Consider the following 18,478-nt stretch of genomic DNA (forward strand, 5'->3'; position numbering starts at 1 on the left):
CGTACGACGTAAACAGCAGCGTCACCGTCTCCGGTGGCGCTGCTGTCCGTTGTGGGCCCCCGAGCGTCCGGGCGTGGCGGGGTGCCCTCTCTCCCATGGTGTCCGCACCCCCTCGACCGGCCGGCGCGAAAGCGGCCCGGTCCGTGACACATTGGACGCTGTCCCGGACCCCGTTGGTCGGTACGCTGCACTCCGGCATCACGGCAGGGGGAGAGGATGACCGGCACGGGGGCGCGGCTGTTGCCGCTCAGTGGGGAAGATCCGGGGGAACTGGGGCCCTATCGGCTGCTCGTACGGCTCGCAGCGGGTGGGATGGGCCGGGTCTATCTGGCCCGCTCGACGGCGGACGACGGACTGGTGGCCGTGAAGTCGCTCCTGGCCGAGGGGGTCATCAGTGACGTCGACCGCCGTAGGTTCGCCCGCGAGGTCCTGCTCGCCCGGCGGATCAACAGCGCCCACACCGCCCGGGTCCGGGCAGCCGATGCCTCGGCCGAGCGGCCCTGGATGGCCATCGACTACATTCCGGCGCCCTCGCTCGCCGAACTGGTACGGGTGGCGGGCGTCCTGCCGGCGCGTGCGGCGTGCTGGGTGGCGGCCGGGATCGCGGCGGCGCTGTTCACCCTGCACCGGGAGGGCATAGTCCACCGGGACGTGAAGCCACAGAACATCCTGCTACCCGGGTCCGGGGCCCGGGTCATCGACTTCGGCATCTCCCACGCCACCGATCTCACCCGCACCAGTCTGACCCTGGGCACGATCGCCTTCACCTCGCCGGAGCAGGCGCGCGGCGAGCCGTCCACCGCCGCATCCGACGTGTACTCCTTCGGTGCCACCCTGTTCCACCTCGCCGTGGGTCGATCGCCCTACCCGGAGGGCGAGGACACGCTGCAACTCCTGGCCAGGGTCGGCCGCGGGGAGATCGACGCCACCGGACTGCCGGCCGCCCTGGAGGACGTCGTCCTTCACTGTCTCTCGCTGGAGCCGACACAGCGCCCCGGCCCGGACGAACTACTGGCCCGATTCACGACCGAGTTGGCCGCGCCCTCCGCCTCCCAGCCGGGACGGCACTGGCTGCCGGGGAGCTGGGCACAGCTGATGGCGGCGTACGAGCGGCAGGGGGCGGAACTCGCGGCGACGCTGGGCAGGGAGGCGAAGGGCACGCCCCCGCGCCCCGCCAGGGCTCCCGGCACACCGGCGCCGTCCACATCGCCCGCTCCGCCCACGGCCGTCGCCCAGGAAGCCGTCGCCCAAGCGGCTGTGGCACCGCCTGCCGTCGTGCAGATCGAGCAGCAGCCAGTGGTCGTACAACCGGCGAACGCCCGCCCGGCGCCCGCACCACCGGCAGCACGGAAACCACCGGCACAGACACCACTGGCACAGACACCACCGGTATCCGCGGTGGACGCCCGTCCCGTGCCGAGGTCCGCCCCGCGCGCCCCGCGTCGGTCGCGGGCCAGCACGCGTACGCCTCGCTCGACGCCCTCGACCGCCCCGAATCCCTCAGCTCCCCCGGTACCACCCGCGGCCGGTTCCGGTGTGCCCTCCCCCCGGACGGCAGAGCACCGAGCCCTCGTGGACCGCGCCCCTTCGCCCGCAGAAGAGGCACCCGCTGAAGCGCCGCCCGCCGAAGCACCCATCGAAGCACCGGTCAGAACACCCGTCGAGACACCCGTGGAAGCACGCGTCACGGGCCCCGTCCGGGGCGAACGGCCCGAGCCGGGAGCCCAACCGCGGCCCCGTCGGCCGGTGGAGCTGCACCACTATCCGGCGCCACCGCCCGCGCCCATCCGTCGCTATCCCGTCGTACCCGCCGCGCCTCGCTACACCGAGCTGAATCCCAGGACCCGTTGGCTGCTCGGCTGCGCGGTGGCGCTCGTACTGGTGCTCGTCGGAGTCCTGTTGGTCACCCTGTCCGACGACGCCGACGGCGGGGGCGACGATCGCAGCAGCAGCTCGGCCACCTCCTCCGCCCGCCCCATCGACCGGGCCAGGCACACGGACGTCGGCGACTGCCTTGCGGCGTCGTTCCAGTCCGTCGAGGCCGTCTCGTGTGACTCGGAACGGGCGAGTTGGCGCGTCGTCCTGGCCCGGACGGAGAAGTACAGCGGTGCGCCGATCACAATGTGTCCCACGGGCCCGGGCCGGCAGTCGTCCGAGTACATCGACGCGACGCGGCTGCGGACCCTGTTGTGTCTGCAATCCCTCTGATCGACGGCTGGGTACGTACGTCCGAACGAACGAGCGGGCCGGCCCGGAGGGTGTCCGAACCGGCCCGCTGACAGCAAACCCGCCTCGGGCTCGCCCCTGCACGGCCAGTGGTGTGATCAGGGTGCGACCAGCGACGCGGGCAGTGGTGTGATCAGCTCAGCACGGCGAGCGCATCGATCTCGATGAGGAGCCCCGCGGGCAGTCCGACGTACACCGTGGTCCGGGCCGAGGCGGGCGCCTTGAGGCCCTGCTCCTCGAAGTACGCGTTGTAGATCTCGTTCATCTCGGCGAAGTGGTCCACGTCGGTCAGGTAGACGCGCATCATCATCACGTCGTCCCAGGTGGCGCCGCCCTCCTCCAGGATCGCCTTGACGTTGGCGAAGGTCTGGAGGGTCTGCTCGCGCAGTGTGGGGCCCGCGGGCGTCGGCGCCTGGCCCTCGACGGCGGGCAGGAACCCGACCTGGCCGGCGACCTGGAGGATGTTGCCCTTCTTCACGCCGTGGGAGAACTTGGCGGGCGGGGTGGTGTGGGTGGCGGGGGTGAGCGCGATCTTCTCGGTCATGGAACTACCTTCGGGGCCTTTCGTACGGGGTGCCGGGACTCGGCTGGGACTCGGGGCTGGGACTCATTGGGGTGTGACGGAGCCGGAGTACTCCCGGCTGATGGTGTCGGCGGTACGGCGCACCAGCGGGAGGAGCGTGAGGAGTTCCTCGGCGGTGACGACCACATTGGGCGCGGATACGGACATCGCGGCGACGACCCGGCCGGCGGCGCCGCGGATGGGCGCGCCGATGCAGTTGATGGACTCCTCGTGGCCGCCGAGGTCGGTGGCCCACCCCTGCTCGCGCACGGCGGCGAGTTCCTTGAGGAAGGCCGCGGCGTTCGGCGTCGAACGGGAGGTGTACATCGGGTAGTCGAGCTTCTCGGCGATGATCCGACGCTCCGACTCGGGGAGGTCGGAGAGGAGGAGTTTCGCGACGGCAGCGACGGTGATCGCGACCGGCTTCCCGATGCGGGAGTACATCCGTACGGGATAGCGGCTCTCGACCTTGTCGATGTAGAGGACTTCACTCTCCTCGTAGACGGCGAGGTGGACGGTGTGCCCGATCTGCTCATTGAGAGTGATGAGATGGGGATGGGCGATCTCGCGTACGTCGAGATTCTCCACCGCTTCCTGGGCCAGGGCGAGGAGCCGTGCTCCGAGGCGGTAGCGCTGGTCCTGCTGGCGGTAGACGAGCCCGTGGTCGTGGAGGGTACGCAGCAGTCGCAGTGCGGTGGACTTGTGTACGCCGAGGCTCGTCGCGACCTGTCCAAGGTCAGCGGGCCCCTGTGCGAGCAGCGGCAGGATGCTCAGGGCGCGGTCAACGGTCTGGCTCATGGTGTGCGTACCTCCTCATCCACGGCTGAGGTCCAGCCGGGGCCGAGACGAAGTCTCTCCCAGTCAGCGTCATCGAGTGCCACGAGAGCGTCCGCACGGGCGGTGGCGGGCGGCTGCCCGACGTCTCCGGGGACGGTGAGCGCCGCGGCGGCCATCAGATGGCCGTGGCGGATACGGTCCTTGATCGGCAGACCGCGCAGGGTGGCGGAGAGGAAGCCGGCGGCGAAGGCGTCGCCCGCGCCGACCGCGGCGACGATCTCCACCCGGGGGGCGGGGACGAAGGTGACCGAGTCCACCGGGCTGCCGCGGCCCTGCTCGGCCGCGGTGACGTCGAAAGCGAGTGCGGTGGGGTTCTTCCGGCCGGGCTCGGGTCCCGACGCGGGGATGGTCGCGAGCCGGTCGTCCCCTTCCGCGGCGAAGACGGCGGCACCCTTGCCGCCCTGCTTCACCACCAGGAGCGCGGGCTGCGGCAGCTCGTCCCGGATGGCGCGGGCTCCCCGCAGGCCCCAGGCGTGCTCGGCCTCGTCCTCCCCGACGAAGACGAGATCGGCGCCGCGGGCGAGTTCCAGGAGCACCTCGGCGCCCCGGTCGTCCGCCCACAGCCCGGGGCGGTGGTTGATGTCGAAGGAGATGAGGGGGCGGCCCGAGCGCGGTGCGGTGAGTTCCCGCATCAGGGCCAGGCAGTCGTCGGAGAGTGCGGCGGTGATGCCGGACAGATGCAGTACGCGGGCGCCGCTGAGGTCCGCGGCGGGCACGGTCGCGGGGGACATCGCGGAGGCGGCGGAGCCGGCGCGGTAGTAGACGACCTCATGGCTGGCGGCGGAGCGGTCGGTGGCGGTGCGGAAGTAGATGCCGGTGGGTCGGCGCGGATCGCGGCCGACGGCGGAGGTGTCCACTCCGTAGGAGGAGATCGCTTCGATCAGATGGTCTCCGAAACCGTCCCTGCCGACCCTGCTGACCCATCGCACACGGTGGCCGGCCGCTGCGAGCGCGCAGGCGACATTGGACTCGGCGCCCCCGATGGCGCGGGCGAAGGAGGGGACATCGGCGAGGCGTCCTGGCCGTGACGGCAGGAAGGTGACCATGGACTCGCCGAGGCAGATGACGTCAGTCGTGGCCACGGTTGCCGTTCCGGTCGGGCTGCTCACCCTGGGCTCCTCGCGGGATGGGGGGCGGTCGAGTCCATTGACCCGGCACTGTGCCGGATGTTAGACAACATCGAGCAATATGCGCAATGACTGTTGCAAGTAGTGCAACGGCCGTCTCAATGAGGAGGCTCTATGCCCGCCGACCAGCTCGCCCTGCTCCGGCACGAGCGCGTCGACCACCGGTTCAAGGCGCTACCGCCGGACGCCGTGGGCCTGACGGTCGGCGAACTGGCGTCCGAGCGCCTCAACCTCTTCACCGGCGGCTTCACCACCCCCGTGCTCGCACTCTCCGCAGAGTCCCTCGAACACAATCTCACCCTCCTCCAGACCTACTCCGAGCGCCACGGCCTGGCCTTCGCGCCGCACGGCAAGACCTCGATGGCTCCGCAGCTCTTCGCCCGGCAACTGGAGCACGGCGCCTGGGGCATCACGGTCGCCCAGCCCCACCAGGCCCGCGTCTGCCGGGCCCACGGCATCCAGCGCATCTTCCTCGCCAACGAGGTCGTCGACGCCGCCGCCCTGTGCTGGCTCGCCGACGAGCTCGCCGACCCCGACTTCACGTTCATCTGCTACGTCGACTCCGTACGGGGCGTGGAACTGATGGACGAAGCGCTCACCAGGGCGGGTGCCGCCCGCCCCCTGGGCGTGGTGGTCGAACTCGGCGCCGGCGAGGGTGCGCGCACCGGCGCGCGCACCGAGGCCGAATGCGCAGCCGTCGCGGATGCCGTCGCCGCCGCACCGAGCCTGCGGCTGGTCGGGGTCGCCGGATACGAGGGCGAAGTACCGGCCGCCGACGGCACCAGCGTCCGCGCCTGGCTGCGGCGCATGATCGCGCTCGCCGTCGACTTCGACAAGGCCGGGCGGTTCGCCGACACCGAGGAGATCGTGATCAGCGCGGGCGGCAGCGCCTGGTTCGACGCCGTAGCGGACGTGTTCGCCGAGATCCCGGAACTGTCCCGCCCGGTGCTGAAGCTGCTCCGCTCCGGTGCGTACGTCTCCCACGACGACGGCCACTACCGCCATCTGACGCCGTTCAACCGAGTCCCCGAGGAGGGCGCCCTCCAGCCGGCCTTCCGGCTCTGGGCACAGGTGGTCTCCCGCCCCTCCCCCGAGCAGGCGTTCATCAACGCGGGCAAGCGGGACGCGGCGTACGACCTGGACCTGCCCGAGGCACAGGTGGTGCGTGACGGGCGCACGGGCGCGATCCGGCCGGCGGACGGCATCACCGTCAGTGGACTGTCCGACCAGCACGGCTGGCTGCGCACCACGGCGGAGGCCCACTTGGAGGTCGGCGACTGGATCGGCCTCGGTCTGTCCCACCCCTGCACCGCCTTCGACAAGTGGCAGCTGATCCCGCTGGTCGAAGCGGACGGAACGGTCAGCGACTACATCCGCACATTCTTCTAGGCCCGGGGAGTCCGGAACCATGGATCTCGTCATCCGTGACACACGTGTCATCGACGGCACGGGCGGCCCCTCCTACCGCGCCGACGTCGGTGTGCACGAGGGGCGGATCGCCGGGATCCGCCGCGAGGGCGACCCGGCCCTCTCCGCGCCCCGCACCCTCGACGCCGCCGGGCTCGCCCTCGCCCCCGGCTTCATCGACATGCACGCCCACAGCGACCTCGCGCTCCTGCGCGACCCGGCCCACGAGGCGAAGGCGGCCCAGGGCGTCACCCTGGAGGTCCTCGGCCAGGACGGGCTGTCCTACGCGCCGGTCGACGACCGCACCCTGACGGCCGTGCGGCAGGCCATCAACGGCTGGAACGGCGGCGGACCGGGCGATGCGTCCGTGGACTTCGACTGGCGCACGGTCGGCGAGTACCTCGACCGGCTCGACCGCGGCATCGCCGTCAACGCCGCCTACCTGGTCCCCCAGGGAACGGTCCGGATGCACGTCGTGGGCTGGGACGACCGCCCCGCGACCCCCGCCGAGCTGGAGCGGATGAAGCAACTCGTCGCCGAAGGGCTCCAGCAGGGCGCGGTCGGCATGTCCTCGGGACTGACCTACACCCCCGGCATGTACGCGCCCGACGCCGAACTCACCGAACTGTGTCGCGTCCTCACCCAGTACGACGCCTACTACTGCCCCCACCACCGCTCGTACGGGGCCGGAGCACTGCGCGCCTACGAGGAGATGGTCACCCTCACCCGGGACGCGGGCTGCGCCCTCCATCTGGCCCACGCCACCATGAACTTTGGAGTGAACAAGGGCAAGGCCGCCGATCTGCTCGCACTGCTCGACGGGGCCATCGACGCCGGCGCCGACATCTCGCTCGACACCTATCCGTACACCCCCGGTTCCACCACGCTCGTCGCCGTCCTCCCCAGTTGGGCGAGCGAGGGCGGACCGGACGCGACGCTGGCGCGGCTCATGGACGACGAGATCGCCGAGCGGATCCGGCACCATCTGGAGGAGATCGGCTCCGACGGCTGCCATGGGGTGCCGATCGAGTGGGAGACGATCGAGATCTCCGGCGTCAGCGACCCGGCGTTCGCTCCCCACGTGGGCCGCACGATCGAGCAGAGCGCCCGGGCCCGCGGGGAGAGCCCTTGGACCACGGCGCGGCGGCTGCTGATCGGCGACCGGCTCGGCTCCACCATCCTCCAGCACGTCGGCCATGAGGAGAACGTCCGCGCGATCATGCGCCACCGGGTGCACACCGGTGGCAGTGACGGCATCCTCCAGGGCAGCAAGCCCCATCCGCGCGCCTACGGCACCTTCCCGCACTACCTCGGTCGGTACGTGCGCGAACTCGGCGTCCTCGGTCTGGAGGAGGCCGTCGCACATCTGACCTCGCGCCCCGCGGCCCGGCTTCGGCTGCCGGACCGCGGGCTGGTGCGGGAGGGGTACCGCGCCGACCTCGTCCTGTTCGATCCGTTGACGGTCGCCGCGGGATCGACCTTCGAAGCCCCGCGTACCCTGCCCGTCGGCATTCCGCACGTACTGATCGACGGCAGGTTCGTGATCGAGGACGGGGTGCGCACGGATGTACTGGCGGGCCGCTCGGTACGCCGGGTTCCGGGCCCGATGGGTTGATCAGCGGCGGGGCAGGAGCTTCGCGGCTGCGTCGGTGACGGGAGCGAGCACCCCGCCGGGCGGCGGCTTGATGAGATTGCGGTCGACTTCCCCGGCCGACTGCACGGTGGTTCGGGGAGCTGCATGGGCGGTGGCGACCGCCGGAACGGCGAGCGCACAGGCGAGGACGGCCACTGCGGTGGCCTTCTTGTAGAGGGTCATGTGTTGTGCAACGCCCGGGCGGGCGAGTGGTCACCGTGTACGCGTCGACAGCGCCGGTCCGCGCCCCGGCGGGTGCGCCGGGGCGCGGTTCGGCGTCCTTCGTTGTGACACCTCGCCCACCTGGGCGGACCCGCTCATCGCCCTTCGTTACGGCCAAGGGCGGGCACTTTGCCGTCGATCCGTTACCGCCCAAGGGTTCGGGCGTTGTAGCAGCGTGAAGGCCGCAAGTCCTGTGGCCGAGTTCAGATCTGCAAGGAGAACTGATGTCGCGTATCGCGAAGGCCGCTGCCGTCGTCGCCGGCTCGGGCGCCATCCTGGCCGGTGGCGCCGGCCTGGCTGTTGCCGACGCCGGAGCGCACGGTGCCGCTACCCACTCCCCCGGTGTGATCTCCGGCAACGCCATCCAGGTGCCGGTCAACATCCCGGTCAACCTGTGCGGCAACACCGTGAACATCATCGCTCTGCTGAACCCCGCGTTCGGCAACACCTGCGTGAACGCCTCCGAAGGCAACGCCTACGGCCACTGAGCCGTTTCACACCCCGAGCACCGAGGCCCCCCTTCCGCGGAAGGGGGGCCTCGGTCTTGCTCCGTCCCGTTGTGGACGCGGCCGGCTACGCGTAGCGGTACCAGCGGGTGTGGTCCAGGAGATCCGCCGTGGTGGTCCCCCACGGCGGCAGCGGCTCATTGCGCGCGAAGACCCGGCCGCCCTGGGGGTCGGACGCCGGCAGCGGGGTCCGTGGCAGGTACTCCGCGTTCGGGTGTGCCTGCTGCCAACGGTGCCAGAGCAGATCGATGAACGAGTGGTGCAGCCAGAACACCGGATCGTTGGGTGAGGTGGCACCCAACATCAGTCCGCCCACCCAGCGGTGGACCCGGTTGTGGTTGCGCCAGCGCACCGGGGCATCCATGCCGTCCGTGCCGTTCGCGGTCCACCCCTCGATGCGGTTGCGGAAGCCGGTGGGCACGGTCGAGTCCCAGGGAGCCTCGTCGTAGACGGACTCCTTGAGCGCGTCGGCCACGTCCTGCTTGGTGGGCAGGGTGACAGGATCGGAGGGGCGGCCGAGATTGCGGGTGAGGTACCTGCCGTCGGTCACTCGGGAATCGATGCGCCAGTTCCCGTTCGCGTAGGCGAAGGGGCCCGTCATCACCTGACGGTCGCCGACCCGGCCCGTGCCCCCGAGGAAGTCGTCCGCCCACAGCGACGAGGCGGGCGAGTCATCGACCGTCCAGTCCCAGTAGGGGATGGTGACCTCCGCGTCGACCTCCTGGAGGGCGCGTTCGAAGTCCAGGAGGAAGGCACGGTGCCAGGGGAAGAACGAGGGCGTCATATGGGCCGCCCGGGGGGCCTCCTCCGCATCGGTGACGTAGAACTCCCCATGCATCCGTACGAACTCGTCGTACCGTCCCGACCGTTTGAGTGTCAGCAGCGCATCTACCAGGCGCCGCTTCTCCGTACGGGTCAGGTTCCGCTGGTTCTTGCGGGTGTACACCGGTGCCGGACCTCCGGGCTCAGTGGGTCTGCGGGACGGTGGAGTGCCCCCGCGACGAAGTGGACGACAACTGTGCGGGGCCCAGGTCGTCGACCGCGGCCCGGGCCACGTCGCGCAGCGTCGGAAAGGACTCGTAGTGGTTGACCAGGCTGAGGTAGCTGCCGTCGGCCCGGCGCATCACGTGCAGGGGACGGCCGTCGATCCGCACCTCGACGCTCGGCACGGCGACGGGCACCGCACGCCCCCGACCGTCTGCGCCAATGGGGACCATCACGGTCGCGGTGCCCTCGATGTGCCGGCCCCGGTACACCTCGGCGAACCGTTCGAGACCGGGCGGCCTGGCGACGCCCCGCCGCGGGGGCCGTACCGGCCGGTTGCGGGCGATGATCGGCGCGAGCGCTCCGGCCGTACCCGCGACCACCCCGATGGTGAAGGCGGTGCGCAGCAGTGTGCGGCGGGACAGGAAGCGCACGGTCGGACGGTCGAGCAATGGCATGGACGAGCTCTTTCGCTGGGGTTGTGCTTCGGTCTGTCAACGAGGTCGCCGCGAAAGGGTTGCTCGTCCGAGTGGCGGGACCGGAGCGTTGTGAGCCGAGTCCGGTGGGGTGCCCCATGCCCGGGCGAGCGAGGGCGTGGAGGGAAGGTGGGATCCCGGCTGTGCCTGTGCCTGTGTGGGTGTCTGCGTCTGCGTGGGTGTCTGCGCCTGTTGACCGCTAGGGAGTGGTCGGCACAGTGGCGGCGCCGGCGCGGAGGGCCGGACGCCACGGGAAGTTCCCCTGTCCGCAGCAACGCCCGTCGTGGCGTGCCCGCCCGTGCTGGCGCGGTAAACCAGCATGTTGCCCGTCGTGTTGGACCCTGCGGCTGTCATGTCGTGGTTCGGCGCGGTCGCCCTACTCCAGAAGCCAGAAGGTGGTGACCATGACGGTCCCGATGCAGCCGCCCCCGTCGATGTCGTCGAGCTCAACGGGATCAGCAGCGAAACTGACGGTCGACGGTGTCGATCTCGCCGATCCGTCGTTCTGGCGGCTGCCGCGTCCTCAGCGGCTGCGGTCGTTCGCCCTGCTGAGGCAGTTGGATGCGCCGCGGCACTTCGGGTCGGAGCCAGGGTTCTTCGCACTGGTGAAGCACGCCGATGTGCAGGAGGCGAGCCGCACCCCGGGGAACTTCGCCAGCGCCCCCGGGGTGACCACGCCCGAACCGGCCGCCTGGGCGAAGGCCGTGTTCGGGAACTCGATGGTGAACATGGACGGCGCTGAGCACGCGGCCCTGCGGAAGATCGTCGCCCGGGCGTTCACTCCCCGGCTGCTGGCCGCCGCCGAGGACAATGTGCGCGAGGTGGCCCACCGCATCGTCGCCGAGGTGGTCCGGGACCGGCCGGGGGACTTCGTGGCCTCGGTGGCCTCCCGGATGCCGTTCGAGGTCATCTGCGATCTGATGGGCATTCCACCGGTGTACCGCCGACAGATCGCCCGACGGGTCGACGAGGCGTCGCAGAACGTCGGAGTACGGCGCTCACGGCTGCGCGTTCCAGGCCGCGGGCTGCGGGCGCTGGCCCATATGCAGTGGATGATGGCGCGGTTGGCGAGGGAGCGCCGTCGACAGCCCGCCGACGACCTCGTGTCCGCACTGGTCTGTGCGGACATCGACGGTCAGGCGCTGACCGCCCGCCAACTGGGGGCGTTCTTCTCCCTGCTACTGGTCGCGGGTGTGGAGACCACCCGCAACGCCATCGCCCATGGGCTGGTGCTGTTGAGCGACCACCCGGAGCAGCGCGCGTTGCTGGCATCCGACTTCGACCGGTACGCCGATGGCGCGATGGAGGAGGTCGTACGCCATTCCACACCCATCATCCAGTTCCGTCGCACGGTGAGCACGGCATGTGAACTGGGCGGTAGGGAATTCGTACCGGGCGAGAAGGTGGTGCTCTTCTATGCCTCGGCCAATCGCGATGAAAGAGTGTTCGACGATCCCGACGCGTTCGACATCACCCGGAATCCCAATCCCCATCTGGGATACGGGGGCGGCGGACCGCACTACTGTCTGGGAGCCCATCTGGCCCGGCAGGAAATGAAGGCGATCTTCCAGGAGCTGTTGACGGTTCCGCCTGCGCTACGGGCCGTGGGGGCGGCGGAACTGGTGGATTCCAGCTTTGACAATCGGGTCAGGTCCCTGCCGTTCGCATTCGGTCCCACTCACACCGGTGGTGACGTAGGTGCGGGTATCGATGCGGGTATCGATGTGGATCGCGGTGCGGGTATCGGTGCGATCGACTTCGGGCCGATCGACGATCGAGGTACCGTCGACCGTCCGTGTTGAGCGGGGTTTTCCCGGCCCGGATCGGGTTTCCCCGGCCCGGTTCGCGAGAACGGCCCGATCCCGGCACCGGGCCCGTTCCACGGCGGTTCCGTGGTTCGGCTCTCGGGCCGGGAAAACAGCCGTTGCCGTCAGCGGCGGAGTTGGCTCACCGGCAGCAGGACATGACCGGATGCGAGCAGCGTCTCCTCGTCGCCCAGGAACGCCTGGAGGGTCTCCTCGCTGATGGGCTCCCCGGGGGTGGCAGCGGCCCATGGGCGGGCCGCGATGATGAGGTGGACGTGCCCCCGCTGGTCGACCGCGGCCAGCCACTCCTTCGGGGCGGGGCACTGGGCGCTCAGGTACGGCATGGTGAGGACGGCGTGACCGCCCTCGACGAGCAGTCTGATCGGTGAGTTGACGGAGCCCGCCGTCACATCGGTCATCGCCGATCCGACTTTCAGTCCCACCTTTTCGATGAGCGCGCGCAGGGCCGTTTCACTTCCGCCGTTCGCACCCTCCCCATCGCCCAGGGAATAGACGAGCAGATACGGCATGTCGTATCCGGCTTCGGGGTCACCGGTCCAGGCGAGTACGGAAAGGGTGCCCAACTGGCTTCGCTGGACGGATGGTTGGGTGGAGTTCGCAGTGGTCATGGATCGGCACCTTAGTGCCCGATCAGCCGTGGCCGGGCCTTGCGTTCACCTGGATGGTGGAAAGTGGAGTTGCCAGGAGACGGTCGTGGTCCCCAAAGTGCAGAAGAACTGCGTGATGCGGGCATTCTCCGGGACTTCGAACACCAACCAACCCTGTGTTTGTTCACCCGCCGCAACCGTGTTCCATTTCAAGGGAATCCCGGTGGTGATCCTTTCCGTCACGCTCGCCGCATGGCGCTTGCCCTGATCGTCCACGACCCATGCAGTGGCCTTGGATGCGTCATAGGGCTTGCCACCGACATTGGCGAGCGTGACGTCCACGCCGAGTCGGCGGTTTCCCGCGGCCGGCTCCTTCGCAGCTTTGCCGGTGGCAACGGCCGGATCGACGAAGCCGAGTACGGAGATGCGCAGGTGTTCGCCGAACGCCCGTCCTCCGATGTTCACGGAGTCGCCGATCCAGGAGGTGCCGGCCGGATTCCCCTTGGCATCGGTCGCGGGCGGAGCGGCACGGGGTGCAGGGTCGCGCTCGCCTCGGGTGGTCGTTGCGTCCTGGTCGCTCCAGATGGTCTGGCAGGCGGTGGCGGTCCCCATCACGAGCGCCGAAGCCAACAGCGCGGAAGTGATGTGTCGTCGCATCGGTCCCCTTAGGACGGGCGCGGGCGAGCCGTCGGGCGGCCCGGGCTCTGAGTGGCGATCCGTGGGGTGCCCCGCTAGGGCTCCGACGGCGCGGCCCGCTGGATGATGGGCCGTTTTCCGTATCTTCTCGGCCCTCCGGTCCGAAATCCCCTACCGGCGGGCCGTGTCGTGGGACGTGTCACCCGCAGGGGGCACACCACGGGCCGGGGCGCACATGATCGGCGCGCATCTCCGGGTCACGCTCGGGGGGCGCACTCCGAGTGGTCTTGCGGGCGTGAAGTCCGATCAACGGGAAGGGCGGTGGCCGCGGGCTCGAATTATCGTTCCTGCGGTACTCCGTCGTCGGCCTTCCTCAGTGACTTCCCGGACGGGCCGGGCGTTGGCCGACATATGGCGAGGACAACCGGGCCTGCCCGATGGCAGCGCGTTCAGACGCTTCAGCACCCTCCACGGGCGCATTCCCAACCGCACCCCCAGCCGTCCCCCCGGCCGATGGGCCCACCCCGCGAGGAGATCCCGATCTACGAGCAGCTCTCCCAGGAGTGGACGGCGGCAGGACGCACCCTCCCCGGGGTGCCGGACCTGGAATGGGCGCGTCTGATCCAGTTCCCGGTGCACCAGCCCCTGCCACCCGACCGTGGCGCCGCGCCCGCTCCGCACCTCGGCTGGTTCCAGGGCAGACCTCCGTACTGAGGCCGGGGGCTGCGGAACGGGTGGACCCACAGCCCCGGCGCGATCAGCCCTCGCGCAGCGCAGCGGCCCCGTCCACCGAGGAGGCGGGCGCCGCAGGGCGGGGCAACAACTGGGTACGTCGGCCCCGCAGCCGCCCACGGGCTCCCGCCACCAGCCGACCGGCGGTGTACGTGGCCCCGTAGACGAAGCGCATCGAGGGCCCGAACGAAGGGGCGCTCAGCAGCCCGGTGAAGAAGAGTCCCGGCCAGGAGGACTCGAAGGCGGCGTTGAGATCGGGGGCACGGCCGGCGCCGAGGGTGGTGATCGCCCGGCGCAGCGGGGCGTCCAGGAGGGAGAGCCGGTCGAGGTCGGGGGTGAAGCCCGTGGCGGCGATGACGTGGTCGGTCTCGACCACGAACCTCGTGGTGTCCGGTTCGACGAGCGTCAGCCGCACCCGTCCGTCGTGCACTTCGGCACCGTGCAGTCGATGCCCCAGCAGGGCGGGCACCTGCCGTTCGTAGCGTTCCTTGAGCCACCACGCCCCCGCCGGGCCCAGCGCGGTGCGCGCGATGTGCTCGCGGGTCGTCGCGGGCAACGTCCGTACCGCCCAGGGCAGCTGTGCGTATGCCCAGCTGGTCCAGCCGCTGCCGAGGCCGCTGATCGGGGTCCGTGCCGAGCGCAGTGCGCCGCGGTCCAGTGGCAGCGGAACGGTGTTCCAGCGGACCCGATCGGCACGGGCGACCAGCCGTGGACGCGCGCCCTGTTCGGCGAGGAGGGTCGCGGTCTCCAGCGCTGCCTGACCCGCACCGATGACCGTGACCTCGCACCCCCGGAAGGCGGAGAGGTCGTGGTGCGCGCTGCTGTGGGTGGCGTGCTCCGGGCCCAGGTCGGCCAGTGGCTGTGGCACCCGGACGAAGGGCAGTACGCCGACGGCGACGACGACCGTACGGGCGCCGATGCTGTCCCCGTCGGCGGTCCGCACCGCGAAGCCGTTCTCGGCGGAGGTGACCAGGGTGACCGTTCGCTCGTCGACCTCGGGCACCGCGCGCCGGGCGAACCACAGTCCGTACTCGGTGAATGCGCCGATCGGCAGGGGGCTGCCGTGCACCGCCTCGAAGCCCCGCTCGGCGCTGAAGCGGCCGAGCGTGTGGCGGCCGGCCGGGTCGCAGAGGTTCGACGCCCAGGGCTCGGACTTGAGGAACATGCCGCTGGGCATGTGGTCCCGCCAGGACTCCATGCTCCGGCCGAAGATGCGGATGCTCATTCCGGCAGCCGCCGCGTGCGCGGCGACGGACAGGCCGTAGGGTCCGGCGCCGATCACTGCCATGTCGTACATCGTGGTTCCTTAACGGGGGGATTGGGGTGAGCGGATCAGAGAAGCGGAGGCGCATGGTCCGGCTCACGGGGGCGCGGCGCCGGACGCCGGGTGCGATAAGGCAGGAGCGGCGGGGGACGCAGTCGCCGGCCGGCCTTGACCGCACCCCGGCCGAACCAGGCCCGGAGCATGGCGAGGAAGGGCATCGGGTCGTCGCCGGCGAACCAGGCGACCTCCCAGTCCCGTCCCCCGGCTCCTGCGCGCTCGACGACGGTCCTCCTCCTGCCGACCGCGCCAGCCGCGCCGGCCTGCCGCGGCCCCTCGACAGGCGCCGTGGTGCGGCGGTCGCCCCGAGGCCGTTCGTCGGTTACCCCCCAGGCGGTTACGGGGTTCTGCCGGAAGCCCGCGCCGGGCCCGGTCGTCCTGATCCGCCGCACTTCTCCGGGCCGGTTCCGCACCCCCAGTGACATCGCCGCGGAGAGCAGCGCATAGTTCTCGGCCATGAACACCCGTCCCGGCCGACCGACCGAGTGGGGCACCCGCTGACCGGTCAGATCCAGGTACTGCGCCCTGACGACATCGAGGCCGCCGACATCGGTGAAGAGTCGGAACTGCGCCCCGGGGCGCGGGTTGACGTCCAGGAGTTGATAGGAGTCCGTGCCCTCGTCCCGACGGAAGTCGAGATCGAGGATGCCCCGGTAGCCGACCTGGTGGACGAGGCGCCGGGCCGCTTCCTCGACCTCCTCGTTGGGCTGCCAGCGGCCCTTCGCGGTGAGCCCCGTCCGAGCGGGCCAGGACAGTTCCTTGAGCCCGCTGCCGCCCACCAGACAGCGGGGACCTTCCGTCGTGCCCGTGGCACCCGTGGCGGCCTGCGTGTCGGAGAAGTAGCCGTGGAAGAACCAGTCGGTGCGCGGTGCGTCGGGCACATAGCGCTGGAGGAGCAGTCGGCTGCCCGCGCACTCGGCACGTGCGTAGAGGGCTCGGACAGCGGCGGTCGATCGCACCAGGGTCGTGCTGCGCAGTCCGCTCACCGGGCTGAGCAGCCACGGTCGACTCCACTTCGCCACCAGCGGCAACCCCAGCGCGTCCACCGCCTCGGCAGCTTCGTCGGCGCTTCGCGGGACCACGCTCGGTGGATGACCGATCCCGGCGCGGGCGCAGACCGCCGCGAGCTCCGCCTTGTCGGCGAGGAGACCTGGAAGCCCTACCGGTTGGTTCGGCAGGAGGTAGCGGTCCTTCAGCAGGGCGCCGTGCGCGGCGACGTGGATCGCGCTCGCGTCGTCCATGGCGATGAGCACGGCGCGTGTGCCGATCCGGTCGGAGACCCGTAGGAGCAGTTCGGTGAACTGTCGTGCCCCGAGCGGGCCGGACGGGACGAGGTGGGCACCCCGCAGAAAGCGGGAGCGCACCACGGGGCTGTCGGCGGCCTCCACCACGGCATGGACCTCGACACCGGCGCGCCCCAGCGATCGGACGGCGCCGAGGGTGCCGTGGTGAAAGGGGTTGCGGTCGAGGCGGAGCACCAATGCGGGCACTTCTGCGTCGAACGTTCGAATCAGCGTCATGACGTTCACCTGGATGGTCCTGAATATCGCTAGGACTTATCGCGAATGGGTTACTGACGTGTCGTCAATAAGCTCACTAGTAGGACTTTCTGCCTACGGTCTGGTACGCCGTTAAATCAGCGGCGGGTTCGCCCCCGCAGAATGTTTTCGGAGGCGAACGGCCTTCCTAAGGAGGAGCTATGAACCGTCGGCGCCGCCTCACGGGTACCTCTATCGGGACGATCGCCGTCAGCCTCCTCGCCTCAACGGGCGTATGGGGCCTACAGACGGCAGGTGTGGCCCGCGCCGCGGAGGTCGACCCCGTCCCGCCCGCGGCCTCGTCCACCGCCATGGGTGCCTATCTCACCTATGGGGCCGACGGCGTGCGACGCATCGAGCAGTTCTCGCGCTGGCTCGGCGGTGCCCAGCTTCGGGTGGGGCACACCTACCTTCCCGGCGACCGCTGGAGCAACATCGAGGGAGCCCCTCAGTTCCTCCAGGACTGGGCGCACTGGCGGCGCGGTGCGGCCGATCGGATGCTGGTGCTCAACGTGCCCATGCTGGAACGGAACGAGGCACGGCTCAGCGACTGGGAGGTCGCCCGTCTGCTCAGAGTCGGTGCGACGGGTCACTTCGATCACCATTTCCGGACGCTGGCCGAACGACTGGTCAATCTGGGGGTTCCGGACACGGTGATCGTGCTCGGTTGGGAGATGAACGGCACGACGTACAGCCACCGCTGCGGCCCCGACCCCCGCTCGTGGCGAACGTACTGGAACCGCATCGTCACGACGATGCGTTCTGTTCCTGGGCAGTCATTCCGCTTTGATTTCGCCCCGAACAGGGGTACGGACGCGATTCCCTGGACCGATTGCTACCCCGGTGATGACGTGGTGGACATCATCGGGATGGATTCCTACGACCAGGCCCCCGGAAAGACATTCGAGGAGCAGGCGTCGGCACCGTACGGACTCTACAAGCAGGTGGAATTCGCGGCGGCCCACAACAAGCAGATCTCATACCCGGAGTGGGGACTTTTCCGGAACGGCGACAACGCCGACTATATGCGGGGCATGCTGGAATGGATTGCGCGGCACAAGCCGCTGTACCAGACCATCACGGACTACTGCCCGCACGGCGTCTGGCAGTGCGGCAACAACCCCGAGTCGTCCAAGGTCTACCGCTCCATGCTGCTGGGGCAGCCGGGCACGGTACCGCCGATCCCGCCCGTGCCGCCTGTGCCGCCTGTGCCGCCTGTGCCCACCCTGCCGACGCCGTTCCCCACACCGTCGATTCCCACGCCTCCCGTGCCGACGGTTCCCCCACCCACCCTCCCCGCACCGGCAGTTCCGTCGCCCGCCGTCCCCACGCAGGCAGGTCCGACTCCGACTGCTCCGCCCGTAGCCGTGCCCTCCACACCGACACCCTCCGCTCCGACCCCGCAGGTGCCCGCTCCTCCGGTGGCCACCCCCACCGCAGCGACCCCGCAGGGACCGACCCCGAGCGCACCGGTGCCCGTGCCGAGCGGAACGCCCACACCCACCCCGACACCGACACCGAACCCGGTGGACCCGACTCCGGTCCCGAGCACACCGACTGTCCCCACTCCCGCAGCACCGACATCCACACCCGTACCCACCTCCACACCGACACCGACACCGACACCGACCAGCGCGCCACCTGAGCCGACTTCACCGTCCGCTCCCACGCCCACGCCGACTCCCACACCGACTCAGCCCCCGACTCCCACACCGACTCAGCCTCCGACCGTCCAGCCCGGCCCGTTGCTGCCCGTACCCCTCGGCCCCGTACTCCCGCTCAACCCCAGGAAGTGGTGCGTCCCACTCAACGTTGCGGACTGGATCAAGAGATGGGTCGCCGATGACACCTTGTGCGT

At 70.3% G+C, this 18,478-nt stretch carries 16 protein-coding genes and 1 pseudogene; 7 read left to right on the plus strand and 10 right to left on the minus strand.

Going from position 1 to position 18,478, the window contains the following annotated elements:
• The first annotated feature begins 216 nt into the window (after positions 1-216).
• Positions 217-2,208, plus strand: coding sequence for a serine/threonine-protein kinase (locus ACFXJL_RS03230; RefSeq protein ID WP_384688743.1), 1,992 nt, complete (start codon positions 217-219; stop codon positions 2,206-2,208).
• 151 nt (positions 2,209-2,359) lie between these two features.
• Here ACFXJL_RS03230 and ACFXJL_RS03235 read toward each other — a convergent pair whose 3' ends face one another.
• The 3 genes from ACFXJL_RS03235 to ACFXJL_RS03245 form a co-directional block, all read right to left on the minus strand.
• The gene (locus ACFXJL_RS03235; protein WP_384688745.1) at positions 2,360-2,770 is read right to left on the minus strand and encodes a RidA family protein; all 411 of its coding nucleotides are present in this window, start codon (positions 2,768-2,770) and stop codon (positions 2,360-2,362) included.
• A 63-nt stretch (positions 2,771-2,833) separates the two neighbouring features.
• A complete protein-coding gene (locus tag ACFXJL_RS03240) occupies positions 2,834-3,586 on the minus strand; it encodes an IclR family transcriptional regulator (RefSeq protein WP_329022814.1) in 753 nt (250 codons plus the stop codon).
• Positions 3,583-4,734, minus strand: coding sequence for a sugar kinase (locus ACFXJL_RS03245; protein WP_384631482.1), 1,152 nt, complete (start codon positions 4,732-4,734; stop codon positions 3,583-3,585). Before ACFXJL_RS03245 ends, ACFXJL_RS03240 begins: the two co-directional genes overlap by 4 nt.
• A 132-nt stretch (positions 4,735-4,866) precedes the next feature.
• Here ACFXJL_RS03245 and ACFXJL_RS03250 point away from each other — a divergent pair, with 132 nt between their 5' ends.
• Both ACFXJL_RS03250 and ACFXJL_RS03255 read left to right on the plus strand, forming a co-directional pair.
• The gene (locus ACFXJL_RS03250) at positions 4,867-6,141 is read left to right on the plus strand and encodes an amino acid deaminase (protein ID WP_384688750.1); all 1,275 of its coding nucleotides are present in this window, start codon (positions 4,867-4,869) and stop codon (positions 6,139-6,141) included.
• A 19-nt stretch (positions 6,142-6,160) separates the two neighbouring features.
• Positions 6,161-7,774 carry an amidohydrolase family protein gene (locus ACFXJL_RS03255; RefSeq protein WP_384688753.1) on the plus strand — a complete coding sequence of 538 codons (1,614 nt, stop codon included), beginning with the start codon at positions 6,161-6,163 and terminating at the stop codon, positions 7,772-7,774.
• Here ACFXJL_RS03255 and ACFXJL_RS03260 read toward each other — a convergent pair whose 3' ends face one another.
• Positions 7,775-7,975, minus strand: coding sequence for a hypothetical protein (locus tag ACFXJL_RS03260; RefSeq protein ID WP_358876261.1), 201 nt, complete (start codon positions 7,973-7,975; stop codon positions 7,775-7,777).
• A 263-nt stretch (positions 7,976-8,238) separates the two neighbouring features.
• Between ACFXJL_RS03260 and ACFXJL_RS03265 the strand changes: the two genes are divergently transcribed.
• A complete protein-coding gene (locus tag ACFXJL_RS03265) occupies positions 8,239-8,502 on the plus strand; it encodes a chaplin (protein WP_329022807.1) in 264 nt (87 codons plus the stop codon).
• A gap of 85 nt (positions 8,503-8,587) precedes the next feature.
• On the opposite strand, the gene ACFXJL_RS03270 is transcribed toward ACFXJL_RS03265, so the two are convergent.
• Together ACFXJL_RS03270 and ACFXJL_RS03275 are read right to left on the minus strand one after the other, a co-directional pair.
• The gene (locus ACFXJL_RS03270; protein WP_384688756.1) at positions 8,588-9,466 is read right to left on the minus strand and encodes a tyrosinase family protein; all 879 of its coding nucleotides are present in this window, start codon (positions 9,464-9,466) and stop codon (positions 8,588-8,590) included.
• Positions 9,467-9,485: 19 nt separating this feature from the next.
• A complete protein-coding gene (locus ACFXJL_RS03275; protein WP_384631491.1) occupies positions 9,486-9,962 on the minus strand; it encodes a tyrosinase family oxidase copper chaperone in 477 nt (158 codons plus the stop codon).
• A gap of 452 nt (positions 9,963-10,414) precedes the next feature.
• Here ACFXJL_RS03275 and ACFXJL_RS03280 point away from each other — a divergent pair, with 452 nt between their 5' ends.
• Entirely contained in the window at positions 10,415-11,782 is a 1,368-nt protein-coding gene (locus ACFXJL_RS03280) for a cytochrome P450 (RefSeq protein ID WP_384689153.1), read from the plus strand.
• Positions 11,783-11,910: 128 nt separating this feature from the next.
• On the opposite strand, the gene ACFXJL_RS03285 is transcribed toward ACFXJL_RS03280, so the two are convergent.
• Complete coding sequence (locus tag ACFXJL_RS03285) at positions 11,911-12,414, minus strand: DUF5949 family protein (RefSeq protein ID WP_384688759.1); 504 nt, start codon at positions 12,412-12,414, stop codon at positions 11,911-11,913.
• A 45-nt stretch (positions 12,415-12,459) separates the two neighbouring features.
• Positions 12,460-13,050, minus strand: coding sequence for a DUF4352 domain-containing protein (locus ACFXJL_RS03290; RefSeq protein WP_384688762.1), 591 nt, complete (start codon positions 13,048-13,050; stop codon positions 12,460-12,462).
• A 492-nt stretch (positions 13,051-13,542) separates the two neighbouring features.
• Here ACFXJL_RS03290 and ACFXJL_RS03295 point away from each other — a divergent pair, with 492 nt between their 5' ends.
• Positions 13,543-13,743 carry a hypothetical protein gene (locus tag ACFXJL_RS03295; protein WP_384688765.1) on the plus strand — a complete coding sequence of 67 codons (201 nt, stop codon included), beginning with the start codon at positions 13,543-13,545 and terminating at the stop codon, positions 13,741-13,743.
• A 43-nt stretch (positions 13,744-13,786) separates the two neighbouring features.
• Here ACFXJL_RS03295 and ACFXJL_RS03300 read toward each other — a convergent pair whose 3' ends face one another.
• Both ACFXJL_RS03300 and ACFXJL_RS03305 read right to left on the minus strand, forming a co-directional pair.
• Complete coding sequence (locus ACFXJL_RS03300) at positions 13,787-15,058, minus strand: NAD(P)-binding domain-containing protein (RefSeq protein ID WP_384688768.1); 1,272 nt, start codon at positions 15,056-15,058, stop codon at positions 13,787-13,789.
• Between the two features lie 35 nt (positions 15,059-15,093).
• The gene (locus ACFXJL_RS03305; protein ID WP_384688770.1) at positions 15,094-16,602 is read right to left on the minus strand and encodes an ATP-grasp domain-containing protein; all 1,509 of its coding nucleotides are present in this window, start codon (positions 16,600-16,602) and stop codon (positions 15,094-15,096) included.
• A gap of 179 nt (positions 16,603-16,781) precedes the next feature.
• Here ACFXJL_RS03305 and ACFXJL_RS03310 point away from each other — a divergent pair.
• Positions 16,782-17,942 (plus strand): annotated as a pseudogene (locus ACFXJL_RS03310) (glycoside hydrolase family 26 protein); the annotation flags it as partial.
• Between the last annotated feature and the right edge of the window lie 536 nt (positions 17,943-18,478).

Origin of the sequence: Streptomyces sp. NPDC059256, from assembly GCF_042753785.1 — a bacterium.
Taxonomy (GTDB): domain Bacteria; phylum Actinomycetota; class Actinomycetes; order Streptomycetales; family Streptomycetaceae; genus Streptomyces.

Coding starts and splice junctions, on each gene's coding strand:
- ACFXJL_RS03280 (WP_384689153.1), top strand. CDS start 10,415: ATGTCGTCGAGCTCAACGGGATCAGCAGCGAAACTGACGGTCGACGGT.
- ACFXJL_RS03300 (WP_384688768.1), bottom strand. CDS start 15,058: ATGTACGACATGGCAGTGATCGGCGCCGGACCCTACGGCCTGTCCGTC.
- ACFXJL_RS03275 (WP_384631491.1), bottom strand. CDS start 9,962: ATGCCATTGCTCGACCGTCCGACCGTGCGCTTCCTGTCCCGCCGCACA.
- ACFXJL_RS03265 (WP_329022807.1), top strand. CDS start 8,239: ATGTCGCGTATCGCGAAGGCCGCTGCCGTCGTCGCCGGCTCGGGCGCC.
- ACFXJL_RS03250 (WP_384688750.1), top strand. CDS start 4,867: ATGCCCGCCGACCAGCTCGCCCTGCTCCGGCACGAGCGCGTCGACCAC.
- ACFXJL_RS03290 (WP_384688762.1), bottom strand. CDS start 13,050: ATGCGACGACACATCACTTCCGCGCTGTTGGCTTCGGCGCTCGTGATG.
- ACFXJL_RS03230 (WP_384688743.1), top strand. CDS start 217: ATGACCGGCACGGGGGCGCGGCTGTTGCCGCTCAGTGGGGAAGATCCG.
- ACFXJL_RS03285 (WP_384688759.1), bottom strand. CDS start 12,414: ATGACCACTGCGAACTCCACCCAACCATCCGTCCAGCGAAGCCAGTTG.
- ACFXJL_RS03235 (WP_384688745.1), bottom strand. CDS start 2,770: ATGACCGAGAAGATCGCGCTCACCCCCGCCACCCACACCACCCCGCCC.
- ACFXJL_RS03305 (WP_384688770.1), bottom strand. CDS start 16,602: ATGACGCTGATTCGAACGTTCGACGCAGAAGTGCCCGCATTGGTGCTC.
- ACFXJL_RS03255 (WP_384688753.1), top strand. CDS start 6,161: ATGGATCTCGTCATCCGTGACACACGTGTCATCGACGGCACGGGCGGC.
- ACFXJL_RS03295 (WP_384688765.1), top strand. CDS start 13,543: ATGGGCCCACCCCGCGAGGAGATCCCGATCTACGAGCAGCTCTCCCAG.
- ACFXJL_RS03240 (WP_329022814.1), bottom strand. CDS start 3,586: ATGAGCCAGACCGTTGACCGCGCCCTGAGCATCCTGCCGCTGCTCGCA.
- ACFXJL_RS03260 (WP_358876261.1), bottom strand. CDS start 7,975: ATGACCCTCTACAAGAAGGCCACCGCAGTGGCCGTCCTCGCCTGTGCG.